This is a genomic window from Streptomyces sp. NPDC088554 (assembly GCF_044752945.1).
Lineage (GTDB): Bacteria > Actinomycetota > Actinomycetes > Streptomycetales > Streptomycetaceae > Streptomyces.
In genome coordinates this window covers 51,770-70,232 of the sequence record NZ_JBIVMF010000005.1, presented here as the reverse complement: position 1 = coordinate 70,232, position 18,463 = coordinate 51,770, and the positions used below count along the sequence as shown (strand labels likewise).

Below are 18,463 nucleotides of genomic sequence, written 5' to 3'. Positions count from 1 at the left end.
GCCCGAACAGTCAAGCACGTCCCGTTCAGTCCCGGTTCAGGGGGAGCAGCATGGTGATGTCGTCGCGGTCGTCGCCCGGGGCGACCCTGATCGCGTCGGGTACGCGGCCGACTTCCTTGTAGCCGCAGGAGGCGTAGAAGGCGTCCACGCCCGTACCGCCCCGGCAGGTGAGCCGGATCGCCTCGATGCCGTCGATGCCACGGGCGGAGTCGGCGGCGGCGGCCATCAGGTCGCGGCCGTACCCCTTGCCCTGGTGGGCGGGGTGCACCATGACGGTGTACAGCCAGAGCCAGTGGCGCATCAGCCGGTGGGTGTTGTACGTGAGGAACGCCGCCGCGGCGACGGCGCCCTCCGTGTCGTACCCGACCAGCAGCCGCGAGCGGCCCTCGGCCATCGCCGTGAAGTGTTTGACCAGCTCGGGCCGGATGTCGTCGGCCGTGACGGGCGGTACGAAGCCGACCGCGCCGCCCGCGTTGGAGACGTCCGCCCAGAGCGCGAGCAGTCCGTCGCGCAGGGCGGGGTCCACCTTCGGGTCCAGCTCGAATATGAGCGCCATGCCGTGAACCGCCTCAGAGCCGCATCGGCTGCGGGGACTCCCGGCGGTCCGCGTCCGGGCCGGGGTACTCGCGGATGATCTCGTACCGGGTGTTGCGCTCGACGGGCCGGAAGCCCGCGTCGCGGATGAGGTCGAGCAGGTCCTCACGGCCGAGCTTGTTGGGCGTGCCGTAGTTGTCGGCGTCGTGCGTGATCTTGTACTCGACGACCGAGCCGTCCATGTCGTCCGCGCCGTGCTGGAGCGCGAGCTGCGCGGTCTGGACGCCGTGCATCACCCAGAAGACCTTGACGTGCGGGACGTTGTCGAAGAGCAGCCGGGAGACCGCGAAGGTCTTCAGCGCCTCGGCTCCGGTGGCCATCGTCGTACGGGCCTGGAGCCTGTTGCGTACCTTGCCGTCCTTCATGTCCACGAAGTCGTGCTGGTAGCGCAGCGGGATGAAGACCTGGAAGCCGCCGGTCTCGTCCTGGAGCTCACGCAGCCGCAGCACGTGGTCGACGCGGTGGCGGGGCTCCTCGATGTGCCCGTACAGCATCGTCGCCGGGGTCTTGAGCCCCTTCTCGTGGGCGAGCCGGTGGATACGCGACCAGTCCTCCCAGTGGGTCCTGTGGTCGACGATGTGCTGGCGGACCTCCCAGTCGAAGATCTCCGCGCCGCCGCCGGTCAGCGACTCCAGACCGGCTTCGATCAGCTCGTCGAGGATCTCGGAGGCCGACAGCCCGGAGATCGTCTCGAAGTGGTGGATCTCGGTGGCGGTGAACGCCTTGAGGGAGACCTGCGGGAGGGCTTCCTTGAGCGCGCTGAGCGAGCGCGGGTAGTAGCGCCACGGCAGCGTCGGGTGCAGGCCGTTGACGATGTGCAGTTCGGTGAGGCTCTCGCCCTCCATCGCCTTGGCGAGGCGGACGGCCTCCTCGATGCGCATCGTGTACGCGTCCTTCTCGCCCGGCTTCCGCTGGAACGAGCAGTAGGCGCAGGAGGCGGTGCACACGTTCGTCATATTGAGGTGACGGTTGACGTTGAAGTGGACCACGTCGCCGTTCTTGCGCGTCCGTACCTCGTGCGCGAGTCCGCCGAGCCAGGCCAGATCGTCCGTCTCGTACAGCGCGACGCCGTCCTCGCGGGTGAGGCGCTCGCCGGCCCGGACCTTGTCCTCCAGCTCACGCCTGAAACCCACGTCCTGGACAGATGCAGTCATCGGGCCGTCTCCCTACCGTCTACCAATCGGGCCAGACGAGCCTACGCCCCCTCAGGGGACGAGGACGACGCGGCCCATGCTCACCCGTTGCTCCAGCAGATCGTGGGCGCGGGCGGCCTCGGCCAGCGGAATCCTGGCGTACACCACCGGCCGTACGGAACCGTCCGCGACCAGGCCGAACAGCAGCCGTACGCCCTCCGCCGCGAGCGCGGGACGGGTGCGCGCGAGGGCGTCCAGGGAGAAGCCCGCGAGGTGGCGCGGCCCCATCAGCTCCAGCGGCGGGACCGGTGGCTGTTCGGCGTGGCCGCCGGACGCGCCGTAGAGGACGAGCCGTCCGTACGGAGCGAGGAGCCGGATCCCGTCGAGGAGCCCGGGGCCCGCGACCCCGTCCAGGACGATGTCCACCCCGCCGGGGCCCGCCGCCGCGGCGGCGCGCGCGGGCCAGTCGGGGGCGCGGTGGTCGACGGCCGCGTCGGCGCCGAGGGACCGTACGAAGTCCAGCTTCCGCGCCGAGCCCGCGGTGGCGACGACCCGGCGGGCGCCGAGCGCGCGGGCCGCCTGTACGGCGAGGTGCGCCACCGTCCCGGCGCCCGCCCGCACCAGCACGCTCTCCCCCGCCGCCAGCCGCGCGGTCAGCAACAGCTGCACCGCGGCCTGCCCCGCCGAGCCGAGCAGGGTGCCCTCCGCCGGATCGAGCCCGGCCGGCAGCGGCAGCACCCGCGCGGCCGGGGCGGTCACGAACTCCGCGTACGCGTCACGCGCCTTCGGTACGACGACCCGCGGCCCGGGAGCGAGCCCGGCCACCCGGCCGCCGACCGCGACCACGGTGCCGACGACATCCGCCACCGGGCAGTACGGGAGCGGCGGCGCGCCGAGCGGGAAGGTGCCGCGTCGGCGCTGGACGTCGGCGAGGTCGACGCCGATCGCCTCGGCCCTGACGAGCACGTCCTCGGGGCCGGGGGCGGGCCGCTCGGCCTCCTCGGTCCTGAGGACCGAGGACGGGCCGTACGTGTGGTGGCGGACGATGCGCATGGTCGGGGGCTCCCTGGTCGGCTCCGCTGCCCCGGGCCCGTCGTCAGCTCTCCTCGGGCAGTTCTCCCACCCTGTTCTCCCACTTCGTGGAGAGAACGATGGTCGTACGGGTCCGCGACACGCCCTTCGTCCCGCTGAGCCTGCCGATCGTGCGCTCCAGGCCGTCCACATCGCTCGCCCGGACCTTGAGCATGTACGAGTCGTCGCCCGCGATGAACCAGCAGTCCTCGATCTCGGAGAGATCGCGCATCCGGCGGGCCACGTCCTCGTGGTCGGCCGCGTCGGAGAGCGAGATCCCGATGAGCGCGGTGACCCCGAGGCCGAGCGAGGCGGAGTCGACGGTGGCGCGGTAGCCGGTGATGATGCCCGCCGCTTCGAGCCGGTTGATGCGGTCGGTGACGCTGGGCCCGGAGAGCCCGACGAGCCGGCCGAGTTCGGCGTACGAGGCTCTGCCGTTCTCCCTGAGGGCCTGGATGAGCTGCCTGTCCACGGCGTCCATAAGCCTGAAACCTTCCATTATTCAACAATCACCGAAGTGGAAATAGAGAATCTAAGGCATGGGGGAACAAAACCCTGCGAATCTTCCCCGCGAATTACTGGATCACATCGGATCCAACCCGCCCGAACCAGTTCGAACCGGACCGAAATCAACCGGGCTGAAAACAATCGAACAGACCGAACAGAACGGAACCGAGCCGAACCAGGCCGACCCGGCCGACCGGGCGGAGCCGACGGCAGGGCTCGGCGGAACCGGCGAACCGCCCCGGCGGAAGGCCGGGCCCCGGCGGATCAGCCGATGGCCCCCCGCGAGCCTCCCAGCTCGCCCTCCCAGCGGCGGTACAGCTGATGGCCGACCCCCGCCGCGTCCAGCGCCCGCCCGGCGACGAAGTCCACCAGGTCCTGGAGGCGCGTCGCGCCCGCGTAGAACGCCGGGGAGGCGGGCAGCACCACGGCGCCCGCGTCGTCCAGCGTCACCAGATGCCGGAGCGTCTGGCCGTTCAGCGGGGTCTCCCGTACGGCGACCACCAGCTTCCTGCGCTCCTTGAGCATCACGCTCGCCGCACGCTGGAGCAGGTCCTTCGAGAGCCCGAGCGCCACCCCCGCCACACAGGCCGTGGACGCGGGCACGATCAGCATCCCCTTGGCCCGGTACGACCCGGAGGACGGCCCGGCGGCCAAATCCCCGGCGCCCCAGTGCCGTACGTCATCGAGCCGCCCGCCCGCGACCTCCGCCGCGAACGTGTCCGGGGTGCCGTCGGCACCGCGCGCCAGCCAGGCGCGCAGGTCGTCCCGCCAGTGCGCGTCCCGGAAGGCGATGCCCGTCTCGTCGAGCAGGGTCAGCCGCGACGCCCGGCTGACCACGAGGTCGACGCTCTCGCCCGCGTCCAGCAGCCCGCGCAGTACGGCGGCGGCGTACGGCGTCCCGGACGCGCCGGAGACACCGACGACCCAGGGTCGCCGGGGCTGTCGCGGGCTGGCGTGGTCTGCGTACGGTCCGGGCTTCACAAACGCGAGCCTATCCGGCGGCCCCGGACCGGAACCGAGGGCCGCCCTCCGTACGTTCAAGGGGGACAGAAGCACGGGAAAACGGACAGGAAGACCCGGACGGGACGAGCAGCGACCAAGGGGGGCTGTGATGGCATATCCGACCACCGGCACGACCGCACGGAGCCGGACCTCACGGATGAAGCCGGCCGCGGCCGTCATGATCGGCTGGGTGGCGCTCCTGTGGCTGCTCGAAGCGGTGAACAGCGCGACGGGCTCGCTCGCTGCGTACGGACTGAGCCCGCGGGACGTCGGCGAGCTGCGCGATGTCGTCCCGATGTCCTTCCTGCACCACGGCTTCGACCATCTCGCCTCCAACTCCGTGCCGCTGCTGGTGCTCGGTTTCCTCGCCGCGCTGACCGGTCTGCGGCGGTTCGCCGCCGTCGTGTTCACGATCATGGTCGTCGGCGGTCTGGGCGTCTGGCTCACCGCCGCCGACCACACGGTCACGGCGGGCGCCTCCGGGGTGGTCTTCGGGCTGCTCGGCTATCTGCTGGTGCGCGGCTTCGTCGACCGGAACGCGGTGGACATCATCACCGGTCTGCTGGTCCTGGTGTTCTACGGCTCGGCGCTGTGGGGCGTCCTGCCGACCAACTCGGCGGTCAGCTGGCAGGGCCATCTGTTCGGGCTGATCGGCGGGGTGCTGGCCGCGTTCCTGTTCCGCAGACAGCCCCCGCTGAACGAACGGATAACCGCCGGGGGCTGAAGGAACCACCGGGGCCGGGACCGGCTCTTCCGGCCCCGGTTCCTCGGCCCCGGGTCAGACCGGCCCCAGCCCCCGTGTCAGCAGGTCCAGCAGCGCGCAGGCGAACAGCGCCATCCCGATGAAGCCGTTCACGCTGAAGAACGCGCGGTTCAGCCGCGACAGGTCGTGCGGCTTCACGATCGTGTGCTCGTACAGGAAGGCACCCACCACGATCATCAGACCGATCCAGAAGAACACCTCGGCGCCCGTGGCCACCCCGTACCAGACCAGCAGCGCCGTGGTCACGACATGGCACGCGCGCGCGCCGTACAGCGCGGCGGGGATACCGAAGCGCGCCGGTACGGACAGCACGCCGTGCGCGCGGTCCGCCTGGACGTCCTGGCAGGCGAAGATCAGGTCGAAGCCACCGATCCAGATCCCGACCGCCAGCCCGAGGAGCACCGCGTCCCACGACCACTCCCCGGTCACCGCGAGCCAGGCGCCGACCGGCCCCATGGCCTGGGCGAGACCGAGGATCGCGTGCGGGAAGTTGGTGAACCTCTTGCCGTACGGATAGACCACCATCGGGATCACCGCGACCGGCGCCAGCGCCAGACAGAGCGGATTCAACGCGGCGGCGGCCCCGAGGAACACGGCGACGGCCACCAGCGCCCCCGTCCACGCCGACCGCACCGACAGCGCCCCGGTCACCAGCTCACGCCCCGCCGTCCGCGGATTGCGGGCGTCGATCTCGCGGTCGATGATCCGGTTGACGGCCATCGCGAACGTACGCAGCCCGACCATCGCGACCGTGACCAGCAGCAGCCGGACCCAGTGGATGGTCCCGTCCAGCTGGAACATCGCGGTCAGCGCGGCGATATAGGCGAAGGGCAGCGCGAAGACCGAGTGCTCGATCATCACCAGCCGCAGAAACCCCCTGGTCCGCCCCGGCGCGGCGGCCGCCGCGCTGGTCACAGCCCGTACTCCTTCCAGCGCCGGTCGACCTTGGCCGCCGTGTCCGGGTCGGACTCGACCATCTCCGGCCAGCCGCCGTCCCGGGTGTACCCCTCCTCGGGGAGTTTGCGGGTCGCGTCGATACCGGCCTTGCCGCCCCAGAACTGCTGGTAGGAGGAGTGGTCGAGATGGTCGACCGGGCCCTCGACCACGGTGAGGTCGCGTGCGTAGTCGGTGTTGCCGAGCGCGCGCCAGGACACCTCGTGCAGGTCGTGGACATCGCAGTCCGCGTCGACGACGACGATCAGTTTGGTCAGCGACATCATGTGCGCCCCCCAGACCGCGTGCATCACCTTCTGCGCGTGCTTGGGGTACTTCTTGTCGATCGAGATGATCGCGCAGTTGTGGAAGCCGCCCGACTCGGGCAGGTGGTAGTCCACGATGTCCGGCACGATGATCTTCAGCAGCGGCAGGAAGAAGCGTTCCGTCGCGCGCCCCAGCGGCCCGTCCTCGGTGGGCGGCCGGCCGACCACGATCGACTGGAGCAGCGGGCGCTCCCGCATCGTCACGCAGTCGATGGTGAGCGCGGGGAACTCCTCCTGCGGGGTGTAGAAGCCGGTGTGATCGCCGAACGGCCCCTCGGGCAGCGTCTTGCCGGGCTCCAGCCATCCCTCGATGACGACCTCGGCGTTGGCCGGGACCTGGAGCGGCACGGTCCTGCAGTCGACCATCTCGATCCGCTGCCCCTGCACGAAGCCCGCGAACAGGTACTCGTCGATGTCGCCGGGCAGCGGCGCGGTGGAGGCGTACGTCACGGCGGGCGGACAGCCGAACGCGATGGCCACCGGCAGCCGCTCCCCGCGCCTGGCCGCGACCTGGTAGTGGTTGTGGCTGTCCTTGTGGATCTGCCAGTGCATCCCGATGGTGCGCCGGTCGTGGCGCTGGAGCCGGTAGAGCCCCAGATTGCGGACGCCGGTCTCCGGGTGCTTGGTGTGCGTCAGCCCCAGGTTGAAGAACGATCCGCCGTCCTCGGGCCAGGTGAACAGCGCGGGCAGCTGGTCGAGATCGACGTCGTCGCCCATGAGGACGACGTCCTGGACGGGCGCGTTCTTGATCTTCTTCGGCGGTACGTGGGTCATCGCGCCGAGCTTCCCGAACGCCTCGCGGACCCCGATGAAGCCCTGCGGCAGCTCCGGCTTGAGCAGTCCGCCGATCTTGTCGCTGATGTCGCTGTACGCCTTCAGCCCGAGCGCCTTGAGGAGCCGCCGGTCCGTCCCGTACACATTCATCGCCAGGGGCATCGACGAGCCCTTGACGTTCTCGAAGAGCAGCGCGGGCCCGCCGGCCTTGTTCACCCGGTCGACGATCTCCCCTACTTCCAGATAGGGATCGACTTCGGCCTTGATGCGCTTGAGGTCGCCGTCGCGCTCCAGCGCCCGGAGGAGCGAGCGAAGATCGTCGTAAGCCATGGGAACCAGTGTGTCATCCTCCCCGGCGCGATCTTCCGGGGCGGTGCCGAATGCTCACGGGTCATCGGATGAGCGCCCACTCGCTACTCTGGAGGGGCCAGGGGGCCGTTCACCCGGTCTCGATCTCCATGCTCAGGGGGGACCCTCCATGCTTCGGGTGCTGATGTTTCTGGTGCCGCTGGCTCTCAGCGTCTACGCCTTCATCGACTGCATCACCACCGAGGAGAAGGAGGTCCGGTTCCTCCCCAAGCCCATCTGGGCCATCCTGGTGCTGCTCTTCCCCCTGGTCGGTTCGGTCTCCTGGCTGATCGCCGGGCGCGATCGGGTGGCGAAGGCACGGGGCGGGACGTGGGTCGCGCCGGATGACAATCCGGAGTTCCTGAAGTCCCTGAGCACCGACGCGTCCCTCAAGAACCCGGAGAAGGACCCGAAGAGGGACCTGGAGAAGGGCGCGGCGAAGTCCTCGGCGGAGGACGACGACTCCTCCCCTCTTGAGCAGCGGGAAGCGGATCTGCGTCGCCGCGAGGAAGAGACAGAGCGTCGGGAGAAGGGCAGCGGCAGCGCCGACGACGCCCCTCCGAAGCCCTGACCCCGGTGGGCCGGGAGCGCGAGTGGCTGGCGGTCGCCGTCGCCGAGGCGCGGGCCGGGCTGGCCGAGGGTGGGGTGCCGATCGGCGCCGCGTTGTACGGGGCGGACGGGGCGTTGCTGGGGCGGGGGCACAACCGTCGCGTCCAGGACGGTGATCCGTCGCTGCACGCCGAGACGGCCGCCTTCCGGGCGGCGGGCCGGCAGCGTTCGTACCGTGGCACGACGATGGTGACGACGCTCTCGCCGTGCTGGTACTGCAGCGGGCTGGTCCGGCAGTTCGGGATCTCCCGGGTGGTCGTCGGCGAGGCGGAGACCTTCCACGGGGGCCATGACTGGCTGGCGGCGCACGGTGTGGAGATCGTCCTGCTCGACGATCCGGAGTGTGCGGCCCTGATGCGGGCGTTCATCGCGGACCGTCCCGAGCTGTGGCACGAGGACATCGGCGTGGAGTGAGCCGCCCGGGAGAAGAGACGGAGAGGCGCCCCTCGCCTGTGCGGGGGGCGCCTCTCGTATCCGTACGTACGTGGTGGTCAGACGCCCGCGTACGAGTGCTTGCCGCTGACGAAGATATTGACACCGTAGTAGTTGAACAGCCAGCAGCCGAAGGCGATCAGCACCAGATAGGCGGCCTTGCGGCCCTTCCAGCCGGCGGTGGCGCGGGCGTGCAGGTAGCAGGCGTAGGCGACCCAGGTGATGAAGGACCAGACCTCCTTGGGGTCCCAGTTCCAGTAGCGGCCCCAGGCGTCGCCCGCCCAGATCGCGCCCGCGATGATCGTGAAGGTCCAGAGCGGGAAGACGGCGGCGTTGACGCGGTACGCGAACTTGTCGAGGCTGGAGGAGGCGGGCAGCCGCTCCAGGACCGAGACGGCGAACGCGCCCGGCTTCAGCCCGGCGGCCAGCTTGGACTCGTACCGCTCGCGGAAGAGGTAGAGCAGCGTCGCGATCGCGCCGACGTAGAAGACCGCTCCGCAGAAGATCGCGGTGGAGACGTGGATCCACAGCCAGTACGAGTGCAGGGCCGGGACGAGCTGGTCGCTCGCGGTGTAGAGGACCGTGACGGCCAGGCCGAGGTCGAGCAGGACCGTGGTCATCAGCGGCAGTCCGAGCCAGCGGATGTTCTTCTTCATCACCAGGAGCGTCAGATAGACGCCGACGACCACCGTGGAGAAGGTGATGTTGAACTCGTACATGTTGCCCCACGGCGCCCGCTGCACGGACAGCGCGCGGGCGACCACGCCCGCCGCCTCGATGGCCCAGCCGAGGACGGTGAGGGAGATGGCCATACGGCCGTACAAATCGCCCTGTTGGTCACCGGCGGCGGCGCCGGGGCCGTCCGGGATGTCGCGGGCACCGGAGGCGGAGCGGGTGATGATCTTCGGCCGCTCCAGGACGGCGGTGGAGCCGCCCTGCTGCGCGGCTCCCTCCTCGGCCCGGGAAGCCTTCGCCTTGGACTTCCCCTTCGCCGTATCCGCCGTGGCGCCCCGGGAGTCGCCGGTCAGCGCGGCGGCGGTACGGGCGACCTTGCTGCGGCTGCCGAACAGCCACTCTGCGATGTGCGCGAAGAAAGCCAGCATGTACACGGCCATGGCCGAGTAGATCAGCACATTGCTGGTGGACGCCAGGCTCTCATTGGTTGTTGCGGCGGCGAGATTCACTTCTCGGCCCCTCCGGCATTCTCTTCTGCTGTTGCGGAATCTGCTGGATCTGCTTGCGTGACGGAGCGGTCCGGGCCGTCCGGCGCGGTGGGGGCCCGTTCGTTGAGGACGTGGGCCAGATCGCCCAGTTCCTCGGGGAGCTTCGCGGACTCGCTGCGGCCGAGCCCCGCCATCTCGACGACGGTGACCCCGTCCGTACCCCGTACCGCGCGGACCCAGACCCGGCGGCGCTGGATGAAGAGCGAGCCCGTCAGCCCCACGATGGCGGCGACGGCGCCGGTCAGGGCCCAGGCGTCACCGGGCTGTTGCGAGATCTGGAAGCTCGCCCACTCCTTGACGCCCTTCTCGAAGGTGATCGATCCCGCGCCGTCCGGCAGGGTGAGCTTGTCGCCCGGCAGCAGGGTCTTCTTCAGGAGCTCGCCCTTGGAGTCCTTGAACGGCTTCATCTTGCGGGTGTTGAGCTGGTACACGTTCTGCGGCAGCCCCGCGTCGACCCCGAGATCGCCGTGGTACGCGCCCACGTTGAGCACCGGGAAGTCGAGCGCCGGGAACCGGGAGAACATCTGCCCGGAGCCCTTGCCGCCGTACGTCGGCACGAAGAAGGCGGCGAAGCCCAGCTGGTCCTTCTTGCCGTTCTTGTCGCGGTAGCCGTCCATCACCTTGATGGCGCCCGTGGACGAGACGTTGGTGTCGATGGGCAGCAACGGGACGGCGCCGGTGAAGACCGTCTTCCCCCTGCCGTCCCTGACCGTGACGACGGGCGCGTACCCGTGGGCGATCAGATAGACCTTCGAGCCGTCGACCTCCAGCGGCTCGTTGACCTTGATGACGGCCTCGCGCTCCTCGCCACCGGATCCCTCGCCGTAGCGGACCTTCGCCTCGAAGGTCCGCGGGGTGCCCAGCTGGGGTCCGCTGCGCTCGTACGTACCGGTGAACTTGTCCAGGGTGAAGTGGAACGGCGCGAGGTCGTCCGTGTCGAACAGGGAGCCCGACCGGAAGTCGTCGTACTGGATGAGGGTGTTGGCGAAGCCGTCGCCCTCGACGATCAGCTTGCCGCCCTCGGACTTGAAGAGCTGCCCGGTGGCGAAGGAGACCAGCATCACGATCAGCGCGATGTGGAAGACCAGGTTGCCCGCCTCGCGCAGATACCCCTTCTCGGCGGCGACCGCGTCACCGACGGCATGGGCCCGGAAGCGGCGCTTCCCGAGCATCGTGAGCGCCGCCCCGCGGACGGCCTCGGGCTCGGCGGTGGTACGCCAGGTGGTGTACGCGGGCAGCCGGTCGAGCCGCTTGGGCGCGCCCGGCGGCCGGGCGCGGAGCTGGCCGACGAACTGCCAGGCGCGCGGGACGATACAGCCGATGAGCGAGACGAACAGCAGGATGTAGATCGCGGAGAACCACACCGAGCTGTAGACGTCGAAGAGCTGGAGCTTCTCGTAGATCGGCGAGAGCGTCCGGTACGCCTCCTTGAAGTCCTGGACCTTCAGCTCGTCCACGTTGTTCTGCGGGATCAGCGAGCCCGGGATGGAGCCGAGGGAGAGCAGGAAGAGCAGGATCAGCGCGACGCGCATGGAGGTCAGCTGGCGCCAGAACCAGCGGCCCCAGCCGATGATCCCGAGCCGGGGACCGCCGATGACGGTGTCCTCGCGCTCCTCGCGGGGAGCGGTGGAGAGCCGCTCGCCCGCGGCGCCGAGCTCCCGGGTGTCGCGCGCGTCGGACTCGGCCCGCGCGCTGTCCGTAGCAGTACCGCTGTCCGTGGAAGTGCCGCTGTCGGCGGACGTGCCGCTGTCCGTGGAAGCGCCGCTGTCGGTGGACGTGCCGCTGTTCGTGGAAGTGCCGCTCATGGAACTAGATCCCTACCGTGAAGCCATTGGTCCAGACCTGCATCTCCTGCACGATGCTGTCCCACACACCTGTGAGCATCAGCAGACCGGTCGCGATCATCAGTCCGCCGCCGGCCCGCATGACCCAGACGTAATGCCGCTTGATCCGGGCGAACGCGCCGAGCGCCTTGCGGAACGCGACCGCGGCGAGCACGAAGGGGACGCCGAGACCGAGGCAGTACGCGACGGTCAGTATCGCCCCGCGGCCCGCGTTCGCCTGGCTGAACGCGAGGGCGTTCACGGCGGAGAGGATCGGCCCGAGACAAGGTGTCCAGCCGACCCCGAAGAGCACACCGATCAGCGGGGCGCCCATCAGACCGGTCACCGGGCGCTTGTGGATGCGGAACTCGCGCTGGGTGATCCAGGGGAACAGCCCCATGAAGAACGCGCCCATGAGGATCATCAGCCCCCCGAGCACCTTCGACAGGATGTCCTGGTACCCGATGAGGGTGGAGCCGAAGTAGCCGAAGAGCGTCCCGCCCGAGACGAAGACCGCCGAGAAACCGAGGACGAACAGCGAGGCCCCGGCGACCATCCGGCCGCGCCGGGCCTCGGCGAGATCGGCGCCGCTGATGCCGGTGACGTACGAGAGGTAGCCGGGGATGAGCGGCAGGACGCACGGCGAGAAGAAGGAGACCAGACCGCCGAGCACCGCGATCGGGAACGCGAGCAGCAGCGCTCCGCTGGAGATCGTCTCGGTCATGCCGGACGCCGCGCGGCCGGTACGGACAGCGGGGCCGGTACGGAGAGAGCGGCCGGTACCGAGAGAGCGACCGGTACGGACAGCGCAGCCGGTACCGAGAGAGCGGCCGGAGTCGGCGTGGCGGCCGACCGGCGGGGGCGCGTGGGCGGCCTCATCACTTCTCCGCGATCAGCGGGTCGATCATCTTGCGCAGCTGCTCCTCGGTGAGCGCCATCAGCGCGCGGGCCGCGATCTTTCCGTTCCGGTCCAGCACGATCGTGGACGGAATGCCCTGCGGGTTGAGCGTTCCCTTGGGGAAGCCGCTGACGATCAGCTTGCTCGTGGGGTCGTACAGACTCGGGTAGGGGACGCCGTAGTCCTTCTCGAAGGCGAGCGCCGGGCCCTTGTTGGGGTCCCGGGCGTTGATCCCGACGAAGCTCACGCCCTTCGCCTCGGTCTCCTTGGCGAGCTTCACCAGGTGCGGCGCCTCGGCGCGGCAGGGGGCGCACCAGGATCCCCAGACGTTCAGCACGACGATCCTGCCCTTGAGATCGGCGACGTCGAGCTTCTTGCCTTCGAGGGTCTCGCCCGCGATCGTGTTGACGGCCTTGCGGTCGGCCGCCGGGACGGTGTCGATGCCACCGGTGTTCGTGACGAAGTTGGTGTCACCGCCGCCGCCGGCCTTGCCACCGCTGCCGCACGCCGAGAGCGTCAACGCCGCCGTGACGACCGCGACCGGTACCAGAGCGGTACGGAGACGACGGCCGGAACGGCGGCGGGGAACGTGCCCTGAGTTCATGTGAAAAGTTTCGCATGGGCGTTTGGGGGATCTTGGGCACCCCCCTGATGCCGCGTGACGGCCGCTGCCGGGCGGCCATCAGAGCTGTCCTGACCGCTCGCCGGAGCTGTCCGGCGCTGTGGCCGGACAGGTTCACCGGCGGCAAACCTTTCCGGTCACAGCACTACTGGGCGGCGGCCTTGAGGTAGGACTTCCAGCCGCCGACCGGGGCCTGTCCGACGCCCAGACCGCGGAGCCTGGCGAGTACGGCGGGGTCCTGGACGTCGAGCCAGTCGGTGAACTGGCGGAACGACACCAGCCGTACGTCCTTCTTGCCCGCCATGTGCGTCAGCGCCTCCTCGACGGAGTCCATGTAGATCCCGCCGTTCCACTGCTCGAAGTGGTTCCCGATGAAGAACGGCGCGCGATTCGATTCGTACGCCCGCTGGAAACCGGAGATGTACGCCTGGGCGGACTGCTTGCGCCATTCCGCATAGCGGGAGGTCATGCCGTTGGTGGAGTTCTTCGACTGGTTGGCGAGCATGTTGTAGTCCATGGAGAGGACTTCGAAACTGTGACCGGGGAAGGGAATCGCCTGGAGCGGGAAATTCCATATGCCCCCTATTTTGTCCGGCCAGGTCTGCGTGCCGCCGGGTGAGCTGGCGTCGTAACGCCAGCCCAGTTTCTCCGCGGTGGGGAGCAGATTCTCCTGGCCGAGCAGGCAGGGCGTACGGGCGCCGATCATTTCCTTGCGGTAGTCGAAGGGCAGCGGGTCGAGATCGGTCCAGCCGGTATTCGTACGCCATTCGGTGACAAAGGAAACGGCCTGGTCGATTTCGCTCCGCCATTGCGCGGGGGTCCATTTGCCGACCGATCCGGATCCGCCGCAGAAGTGCCCGTTGAAATGGGTGCCGATCTCATGGCCGTCCAGCCATGCCTGGCGGACGTTGGTGAGCGTGTCCTTCACATGGGCGTCCGTGAGGTAGCCGATGTCGGACGCGCCGATGGGGTTGTTCGGCGGGCGGTAGAGCGTCTTCTTCGACTCCGGGAGCAGATAGAGGCCGGAGAGGAAGAAGGTCATCGACGCGTCGTGCTTCTTGGCCAGCTCCAGGAAGCGCGGGAAGAGGCCGTTGCCGACCTCGCCCGCGCCGTCCCAGGAGAAGATCACGAACTGCGGTGGGGTCTGCCCGGGTTCGAGCGGTACGGGCTTGGCGGGCTGGTGCGGCTGCTTGCCTGTGTCGGAGGTGGAGCCGTCGCCTATGAGGCGGGCCGGTTTCCCCGTCGGCTTGCCCTTGTCGATCGGGCCGCCCGTCGCGCCGTCACTGCCCCCCTTGCCCGCTTCCGCCTGCGGTGACGTGCTCCCGCCGGTGGAGCAGCCGGCGATCCCGATCGCTGCGGCGGCCCCAATTCCCGCTCCGAGCAGACCCCTTCGGCTGATGTCGCGCATATAGTTCCCATCCGCGTTCGTCCCTGAGTACGCCACTCGTACAGCTTCCCGCGCCGCTCATAGGTAAGTCTTACAAGCGGCAACAGCTGAGATGACGTATCGAACGCGGAGGTTCCATAACTTGTCATATTTTTACTTATGTAACGAAAACCGTGGCCCAAGAGATCACTCGTGCACCACGGCTCTTCGGATTCACCGGCGCCTTCGCGGATGTACCGGTGTCATCCGGCCCTGTCGGGTCTGTCGGCTTATCGCCCTCAGGCCCCGAACGCCTTCGTCCCGCCCTTCACCGGCCGCGCCCCCGCCAGGAGATGCGCCGGTACGAGATCGCGGGCCGGCTCCGAATAGCCCACGGAGACGATCTTGTCGCCCTGATAGGTGAAGCTGGTCAGGGAGGCGAGCGTGCACTGCCGGCGGCGGGGGTCGTGCCACAGCCGACGGCGCTCCACGAAGCTCCGTACGATCCAGATCGGCAGCTGGTGGCTGACGCACACCGCCTCATGGCCACGGGCCGCGTCGCGGGCGGAGTTCAGGGCGCCCATCATCCGTACGACCTGGTCGATGTACGGCTCGCCCCAGGACGGCCGGAACGGGTTGGTGAGGTGCCTCCAGTTGCCGGGCCGACGCAGCGCGCCGTCACCGACGCCGAAGGTCTTGCCCTCGAAGACGTTCGCGGCCTCGATCAGCCGGTCGTCGGTGTCGAGGGTCAGCCCGTGGGACTTGGCGACCGGGGCCGCCGTCTCCTGGGCGCGCTCCAGCGGGGAGGCGACGACATGGGTGATGTCGCGGGTCGCGAGATGCTCGGCGACCCGGTCGGCCATGCGCAGGCCCAGCTCGGAGAGGTGGTAGCCGGGGCGTCTGCCGTACAGGACGCCGTCGGGGTTGTGCACCTCGCCGTGGCGCACGAGGTGGACGACGGTCAGTTCGTTCTTGTCGCTCATGCGTCGGTCTCCGGTTCGGCGGACTCGGTGGACGTGGCGGGCGCGGTGGCCTGCGCGGCGGCGCGGGCGGCGGCCGGGAGCGCGGCGGCGATCCGCTCGATCGCACGCTCGTCGTGGCTGGTGGAGACGAACCAGGACTCGAAGGACGACGGCGGCAGATAGACCCCGTCCGCCAGCATCGAGTGGAAGAAGGGGGTGAAGCGGAACGATTCCTGCTTCTTGGCGTCGTCGTAGTTCCGTACCTCGTCCGCCGTGAAGAAGACGGAGAACATGTTGCTCGCCGTCTGCACCCGGTGCGCGACGCCCTCCTTGGTGAGCGCCTCGGTCACCAGCCCCTGGATCTCGCTCGACACCGCGTCGATCTTCGCGTACGCCGCGTCGTCGAGCAGCCGCAGCTGCGCGAGCCCGGCGGCCGTCGCGACCGGGTTCCCGGAGAGCGTGCCGGCCTGGTAGACGGGGCCCACCGGGGCGAGGCGGCCCATGATGTCGGCGCGACCGCCGAACGCGGCGGCGGGGAAGCCGCCGCCCATGACCTTGCCGAAGGTCATCAGGTCGGGCTCGACGCCGTCGACGCCGTACCAGCCCGCCTTCGACGTACGGAACCCGGTCATCACCTCGTCGGAGATGTACAGCGCGCCATCGGCGGCGCAGAGCGCCTTGAGCCCGGCGTTGAAACCCTCCCCCGGCGGTACGACGCCCATGTTGCCCGGCGACGCCTCGGTGATCACGCACGCGATCTCCCCGGGGTGCGCGGCGAAGGCCCGCCGTACCGCTTCGAGGTCGTTGTACGGCAGGACGATGGTGTCGCCCGCCTGCGCGCCGGTCACGCCGGGGGTGTCCGGCAGCCCGAAGGTCGCGACGCCGGAGCCCGCGGCGGCGAGCAGCGCGTCGACGTGCCCGTGGTAGCACCCGGCGAACTTCACGATCTTCGCCCGCCCGGTGAAGCCACGGGCCAGCCGGATCGCGGACATGGTCGCCTCGGTGCCGGACGACACGAGCCGTACCCGCTCCAGGGGCGCGATCCGCGCCACCATCTCCTCGGCGAGCGCGACCTCGCCCTCGCCCGGTGTACCGAAGGAGGTGCCGCGGGCGACCGCCGCCTGGACCGCCGCGATCACTTCCGGGTGGGAATGACCGAGAATCATCGGCCCCCAGGAACATACGAGGTCGACATATTCGCGACCGTCCGCATCGATGAGGTATGGACCGTTACCGGACACCATGAACCGGGGCGTACCACCCACCGCGTTGAAAGCACGGACGGGAGAGTTCACGCCGCCGGGCGTCACAAGGGCCGCACGGTCAAAGAGTGTCTGCGAAACTGGGGCGTCATAGGGGAAGCTCACGCAATCCATGGTGTCAGAGGCTCGGACGTATCCACGGACCGGTGTTTCACCGGATGACCGTGGGGGAGGTCACTGTCACGATGATCGGGTTGCGCGGCCGGGGCTGCGAGTGGTCGGGTGGAGATATGCATCGCGGTGGCGGAGTGGGCGAGGGGACCGACGACCTGGGTCCGGAGCCTGCCCGGGGGAAGCACCGGCGGGGAGAGCGCCGTGAGCGCGAGGCACACGAGGCGCCGGAAACGCGCGAGCGTGACGAGCGGACTCCCGAGATCAGGAGCGGTGGCCGGGTGGGGGTGACCTACAAGTACTTCGGCGCCCCCGACGGCGCCACGGCGGCCCGCGTCCCGGTCTCGATGCGCCCCGCCGAACTGGGCGGCGACGAGCTGGGCATGGGCGGCATGTTCTCCAAGATCAAGCCGGAGACCATAGCCGCGATGGTCCTGACGGGCATACAGGGCCTCCCCCTGCACCAGGTCCCCCCGCTCGAACTGGTCGTACTGCACCCGGATTACGCGGTGGTCAAGCTCCCGATGACGGTGGTGGACCCCCTGCGCGACATCGGCGAGGAGTCCGTCGGCGCGGCGGCCTTCATCTGGTCCACGGTCCCGGACCGGGGCGGCCCGAGGGACGCGTTCACCGTCTACCAACTGCTGCACGAGTGGCAGGACTTCTCGCACCGGCTGCACGAGGCGGGGCATCAGCCGTACTGCTTGGTGTGGCCGTAGCCTGCCTGCTTGGTGTGGCCGTAGCCTGCGCGGAGCGCGCGCCGGCCCCGCCGCCGCGCGGAGCGCGCGCCGGCCCCGCCGCGTCCGGATGCGCCGGGCGCGGCGGGCCGGGCATGACCGTGGATCAGATACCCATGGACGCGAGTTCGATCGCGGACCGGTAGTTCGCCGCCGTTACGTTGACGCAGGCGCGGTAGGTACGGTCCTGGCTGACGACGAGGAAGTAGTCGCGGAGGTTCTTCCAGTAGCTCACCAGATATCCCAGGCCCGGGATGAACCCCGCCGGCCTGGGGACCAGGGCGAAGGCCGCCGAACAGCGGAGGATCTCGCCGGTGGCGGTGGAGAGGATGTCGGCGACGTCGCTGTTCATGTCCCAGCCCGCCGCCAGGCTGTCGTTCCAGATCGCGCCCGCGACCGCCCGGAGCTTCTCCTGCTCCTCCGGGGTGGGTGCGGCGGCCAGGACGGCGACGCTCCGGGGCGCCGAGGGCTGGGAGGGGGGCGCCGCTCCCGCCGTACCGGCCGTGGCGACGACCAGGGCCGCTCCGGCCACGGACAGGGCCACCGCCGATCTCCAACGGGACAACGCACGCTGCTGCCTCATGAGTTACGCCTTCCGGGTCCGGTGGAATGCCAGAGCCCAGAGTCAGGGATCGCGCACCCTCCGTCAATGGGGCGTGGGCGTCGGGGCCTCGTCCGTCAAGGAGTGCGCAGCGGTACGGAGTCGGCGGCGCCCGGCGCCATGTCGTAACCCCGCAGGGCCAGTTGGCCGAGCGCGAGCGCGGGTCGAGCGCCGGGTCGTACGGCACGGTCCAGAAGCACTCGCCCCGGCGCGGGCACGTTGCCGTATCCCGACACCGGGGCCGGTCCCCCGCTGTTCCCCCGTGCTTCCCCCGTTGCGCTGCGACCATTCTGCCTTTAGGCGGCCCTTACGCGCATTGCCGGAACCCGGCAGCCTTTAACGCGTTCTTAATGCCGGACAGCAACG

At 69.6% G+C, this 18,463-nt stretch carries 20 protein-coding genes; 4 read left to right on the top strand and 16 right to left on the bottom strand.

Going from position 1 to position 18,463, the window contains the following annotated elements:
• Positions 1-25: 25 nt before the first annotated feature.
• The 5 genes from ACIP8W_RS07690 to ACIP8W_RS07670 form a co-directional block, all read right to left on the bottom strand.
• Entirely contained in the window at positions 26-556 is a 531-nt protein-coding gene (locus ACIP8W_RS07690) for a GNAT family N-acetyltransferase (protein ID WP_401951846.1), read from the bottom strand.
• A gap of 13 nt (positions 557-569) precedes the next feature.
• Positions 570-1,748, bottom strand: coding sequence for an aminofutalosine synthase MqnE (gene mqnE / locus ACIP8W_RS07685; RefSeq protein ID WP_401951849.1), 1,179 nt, complete (start codon positions 1,746-1,748; stop codon positions 570-572).
• A 51-nt stretch (positions 1,749-1,799) separates the two neighbouring features.
• Positions 1,800-2,780, bottom strand: a complete 981-nt coding sequence (locus tag ACIP8W_RS07680; protein WP_401951851.1) for a zinc-binding alcohol dehydrogenase family protein — start codon at positions 2,778-2,780, stop codon at positions 1,800-1,802.
• A 43-nt stretch (positions 2,781-2,823) separates the two neighbouring features.
• Positions 2,824-3,279, bottom strand: a complete 456-nt coding sequence (locus ACIP8W_RS07675; RefSeq protein WP_401951853.1) for an Lrp/AsnC family transcriptional regulator — start codon at positions 3,277-3,279, stop codon at positions 2,824-2,826.
• A 290-nt stretch (positions 3,280-3,569) separates the two neighbouring features.
• Positions 3,570-4,286, bottom strand: coding sequence for a UbiX family flavin prenyltransferase (locus ACIP8W_RS07670; protein ID WP_401951855.1), 717 nt, complete (start codon positions 4,284-4,286; stop codon positions 3,570-3,572).
• Between the two features lie 130 nt (positions 4,287-4,416).
• On the opposite strand from ACIP8W_RS07670, the gene ACIP8W_RS07665 reads away from it, so the two are divergent.
• Positions 4,417-5,031 (top strand): rhomboid family intramembrane serine protease, encoded by a 615-nt coding sequence (locus tag ACIP8W_RS07665; RefSeq protein ID WP_401951858.1) that lies wholly within the window; start codon positions 4,417-4,419, stop codon positions 5,029-5,031.
• 54 nt (positions 5,032-5,085) lie between these two features.
• On the opposite strand, the gene mqnP is transcribed toward ACIP8W_RS07665, so the two are convergent.
• Both mqnP and ACIP8W_RS07655 read right to left on the bottom strand, forming a co-directional pair.
• On the bottom strand, positions 5,086-5,985 hold the full coding sequence (gene mqnP, locus ACIP8W_RS07660) for a menaquinone biosynthesis prenyltransferase MqnP (RefSeq protein ID WP_402202330.1): 900 nt from the start codon (positions 5,983-5,985) through the stop codon (positions 5,086-5,088).
• Positions 5,982-7,433 (bottom strand): menaquinone biosynthesis decarboxylase, encoded by a 1,452-nt coding sequence (locus ACIP8W_RS07655; protein WP_401951863.1) that lies wholly within the window; start codon positions 7,431-7,433, stop codon positions 5,982-5,984. The genes mqnP and ACIP8W_RS07655 overlap by 4 nt, the downstream gene beginning before the upstream one ends.
• Before the next feature lie 148 nt (positions 7,434-7,581).
• On the opposite strand from ACIP8W_RS07655, the gene ACIP8W_RS07650 reads away from it, so the two are divergent.
• Entirely contained in the window at positions 7,582-8,022 is a 441-nt protein-coding gene (locus ACIP8W_RS07650) for a PLD nuclease N-terminal domain-containing protein (protein WP_402202328.1), read from the top strand.
• 5 nt (positions 8,023-8,027) lie between these two features.
• On the top strand, positions 8,028-8,474 hold the full coding sequence (locus ACIP8W_RS07645; protein ID WP_402151102.1) for a nucleoside deaminase: 447 nt from the start codon (positions 8,028-8,030) through the stop codon (positions 8,472-8,474).
• Positions 8,475-8,551: 77 nt separating this feature from the next.
• Here the strand turns inward: ACIP8W_RS07645 and ccsB are convergent, their stop codons facing one another.
• The 7 genes from ccsB to hemL all read right to left on the bottom strand — a co-directional run bounded on the left by ccsB (position 8,552) and on the right by hemL (position 16,762).
• On the bottom strand, positions 8,552-9,676 hold the full coding sequence (ccsB, locus tag ACIP8W_RS07640; protein ID WP_401951872.1) for a c-type cytochrome biogenesis protein CcsB: 1,125 nt from the start codon (positions 9,674-9,676) through the stop codon (positions 8,552-8,554).
• The gene (locus tag ACIP8W_RS07635) at positions 9,673-11,520 is read right to left on the bottom strand and encodes a cytochrome c biogenesis protein ResB (protein ID WP_402202326.1); all 1,848 of its coding nucleotides are present in this window, start codon (positions 11,518-11,520) and stop codon (positions 9,673-9,675) included. Before ACIP8W_RS07635 ends, ccsB begins: the two co-directional genes overlap by 4 nt.
• A 4-nt stretch (positions 11,521-11,524) precedes the next feature.
• The gene (locus tag ACIP8W_RS07630; RefSeq protein WP_401951878.1) at positions 11,525-12,262 is read right to left on the bottom strand and encodes a cytochrome c biogenesis CcdA family protein; all 738 of its coding nucleotides are present in this window, start codon (positions 12,260-12,262) and stop codon (positions 11,525-11,527) included.
• Between the two features lie 154 nt (positions 12,263-12,416).
• Positions 12,417-13,040 (bottom strand): TlpA family protein disulfide reductase, encoded by a 624-nt coding sequence (locus ACIP8W_RS07625; protein WP_401951881.1) that lies wholly within the window; start codon positions 13,038-13,040, stop codon positions 12,417-12,419.
• A gap of 163 nt (positions 13,041-13,203) precedes the next feature.
• Complete coding sequence (locus ACIP8W_RS07620) at positions 13,204-14,466, bottom strand: hypothetical protein (RefSeq protein WP_401951883.1); 1,263 nt, start codon at positions 14,464-14,466, stop codon at positions 13,204-13,206.
• 257 nt (positions 14,467-14,723) lie between these two features.
• Positions 14,724-15,407 (bottom strand): histidine phosphatase family protein, encoded by a 684-nt coding sequence (locus ACIP8W_RS07615; protein ID WP_401951886.1) that lies wholly within the window; start codon positions 15,405-15,407, stop codon positions 14,724-14,726.
• Complete coding sequence (gene hemL, locus ACIP8W_RS07610) at positions 15,404-16,762, bottom strand: glutamate-1-semialdehyde 2,1-aminomutase (protein WP_402151095.1); 1,359 nt, start codon at positions 16,760-16,762, stop codon at positions 15,404-15,406. Before hemL ends, ACIP8W_RS07615 begins: the two co-directional genes overlap by 4 nt.
• A 116-nt stretch (positions 16,763-16,878) precedes the next feature.
• Between hemL and ACIP8W_RS07605 the strand changes: the two genes are divergently transcribed.
• Entirely contained in the window at positions 16,879-17,478 is a 600-nt protein-coding gene (locus tag ACIP8W_RS07605) for a hypothetical protein (RefSeq protein ID WP_401952154.1), read from the top strand.
• A 124-nt stretch (positions 17,479-17,602) separates the two neighbouring features.
• Here the strand turns inward: ACIP8W_RS07605 and ACIP8W_RS07600 are convergent, their stop codons facing one another.
• Positions 17,603-18,079: a hypothetical protein gene (locus ACIP8W_RS07600; RefSeq protein WP_401951892.1), complete on the bottom strand. Its 477-nt coding sequence runs from the start codon at positions 18,077-18,079 to the stop codon at positions 17,603-17,605.
• Between the two features lie 95 nt (positions 18,080-18,174).
• Complete coding sequence (locus tag ACIP8W_RS07595; RefSeq protein WP_402202323.1) at positions 18,175-18,297, bottom strand: hypothetical protein; 123 nt, start codon at positions 18,295-18,297, stop codon at positions 18,175-18,177.
• Positions 18,298-18,463: the final 166 nt, after the last annotated feature.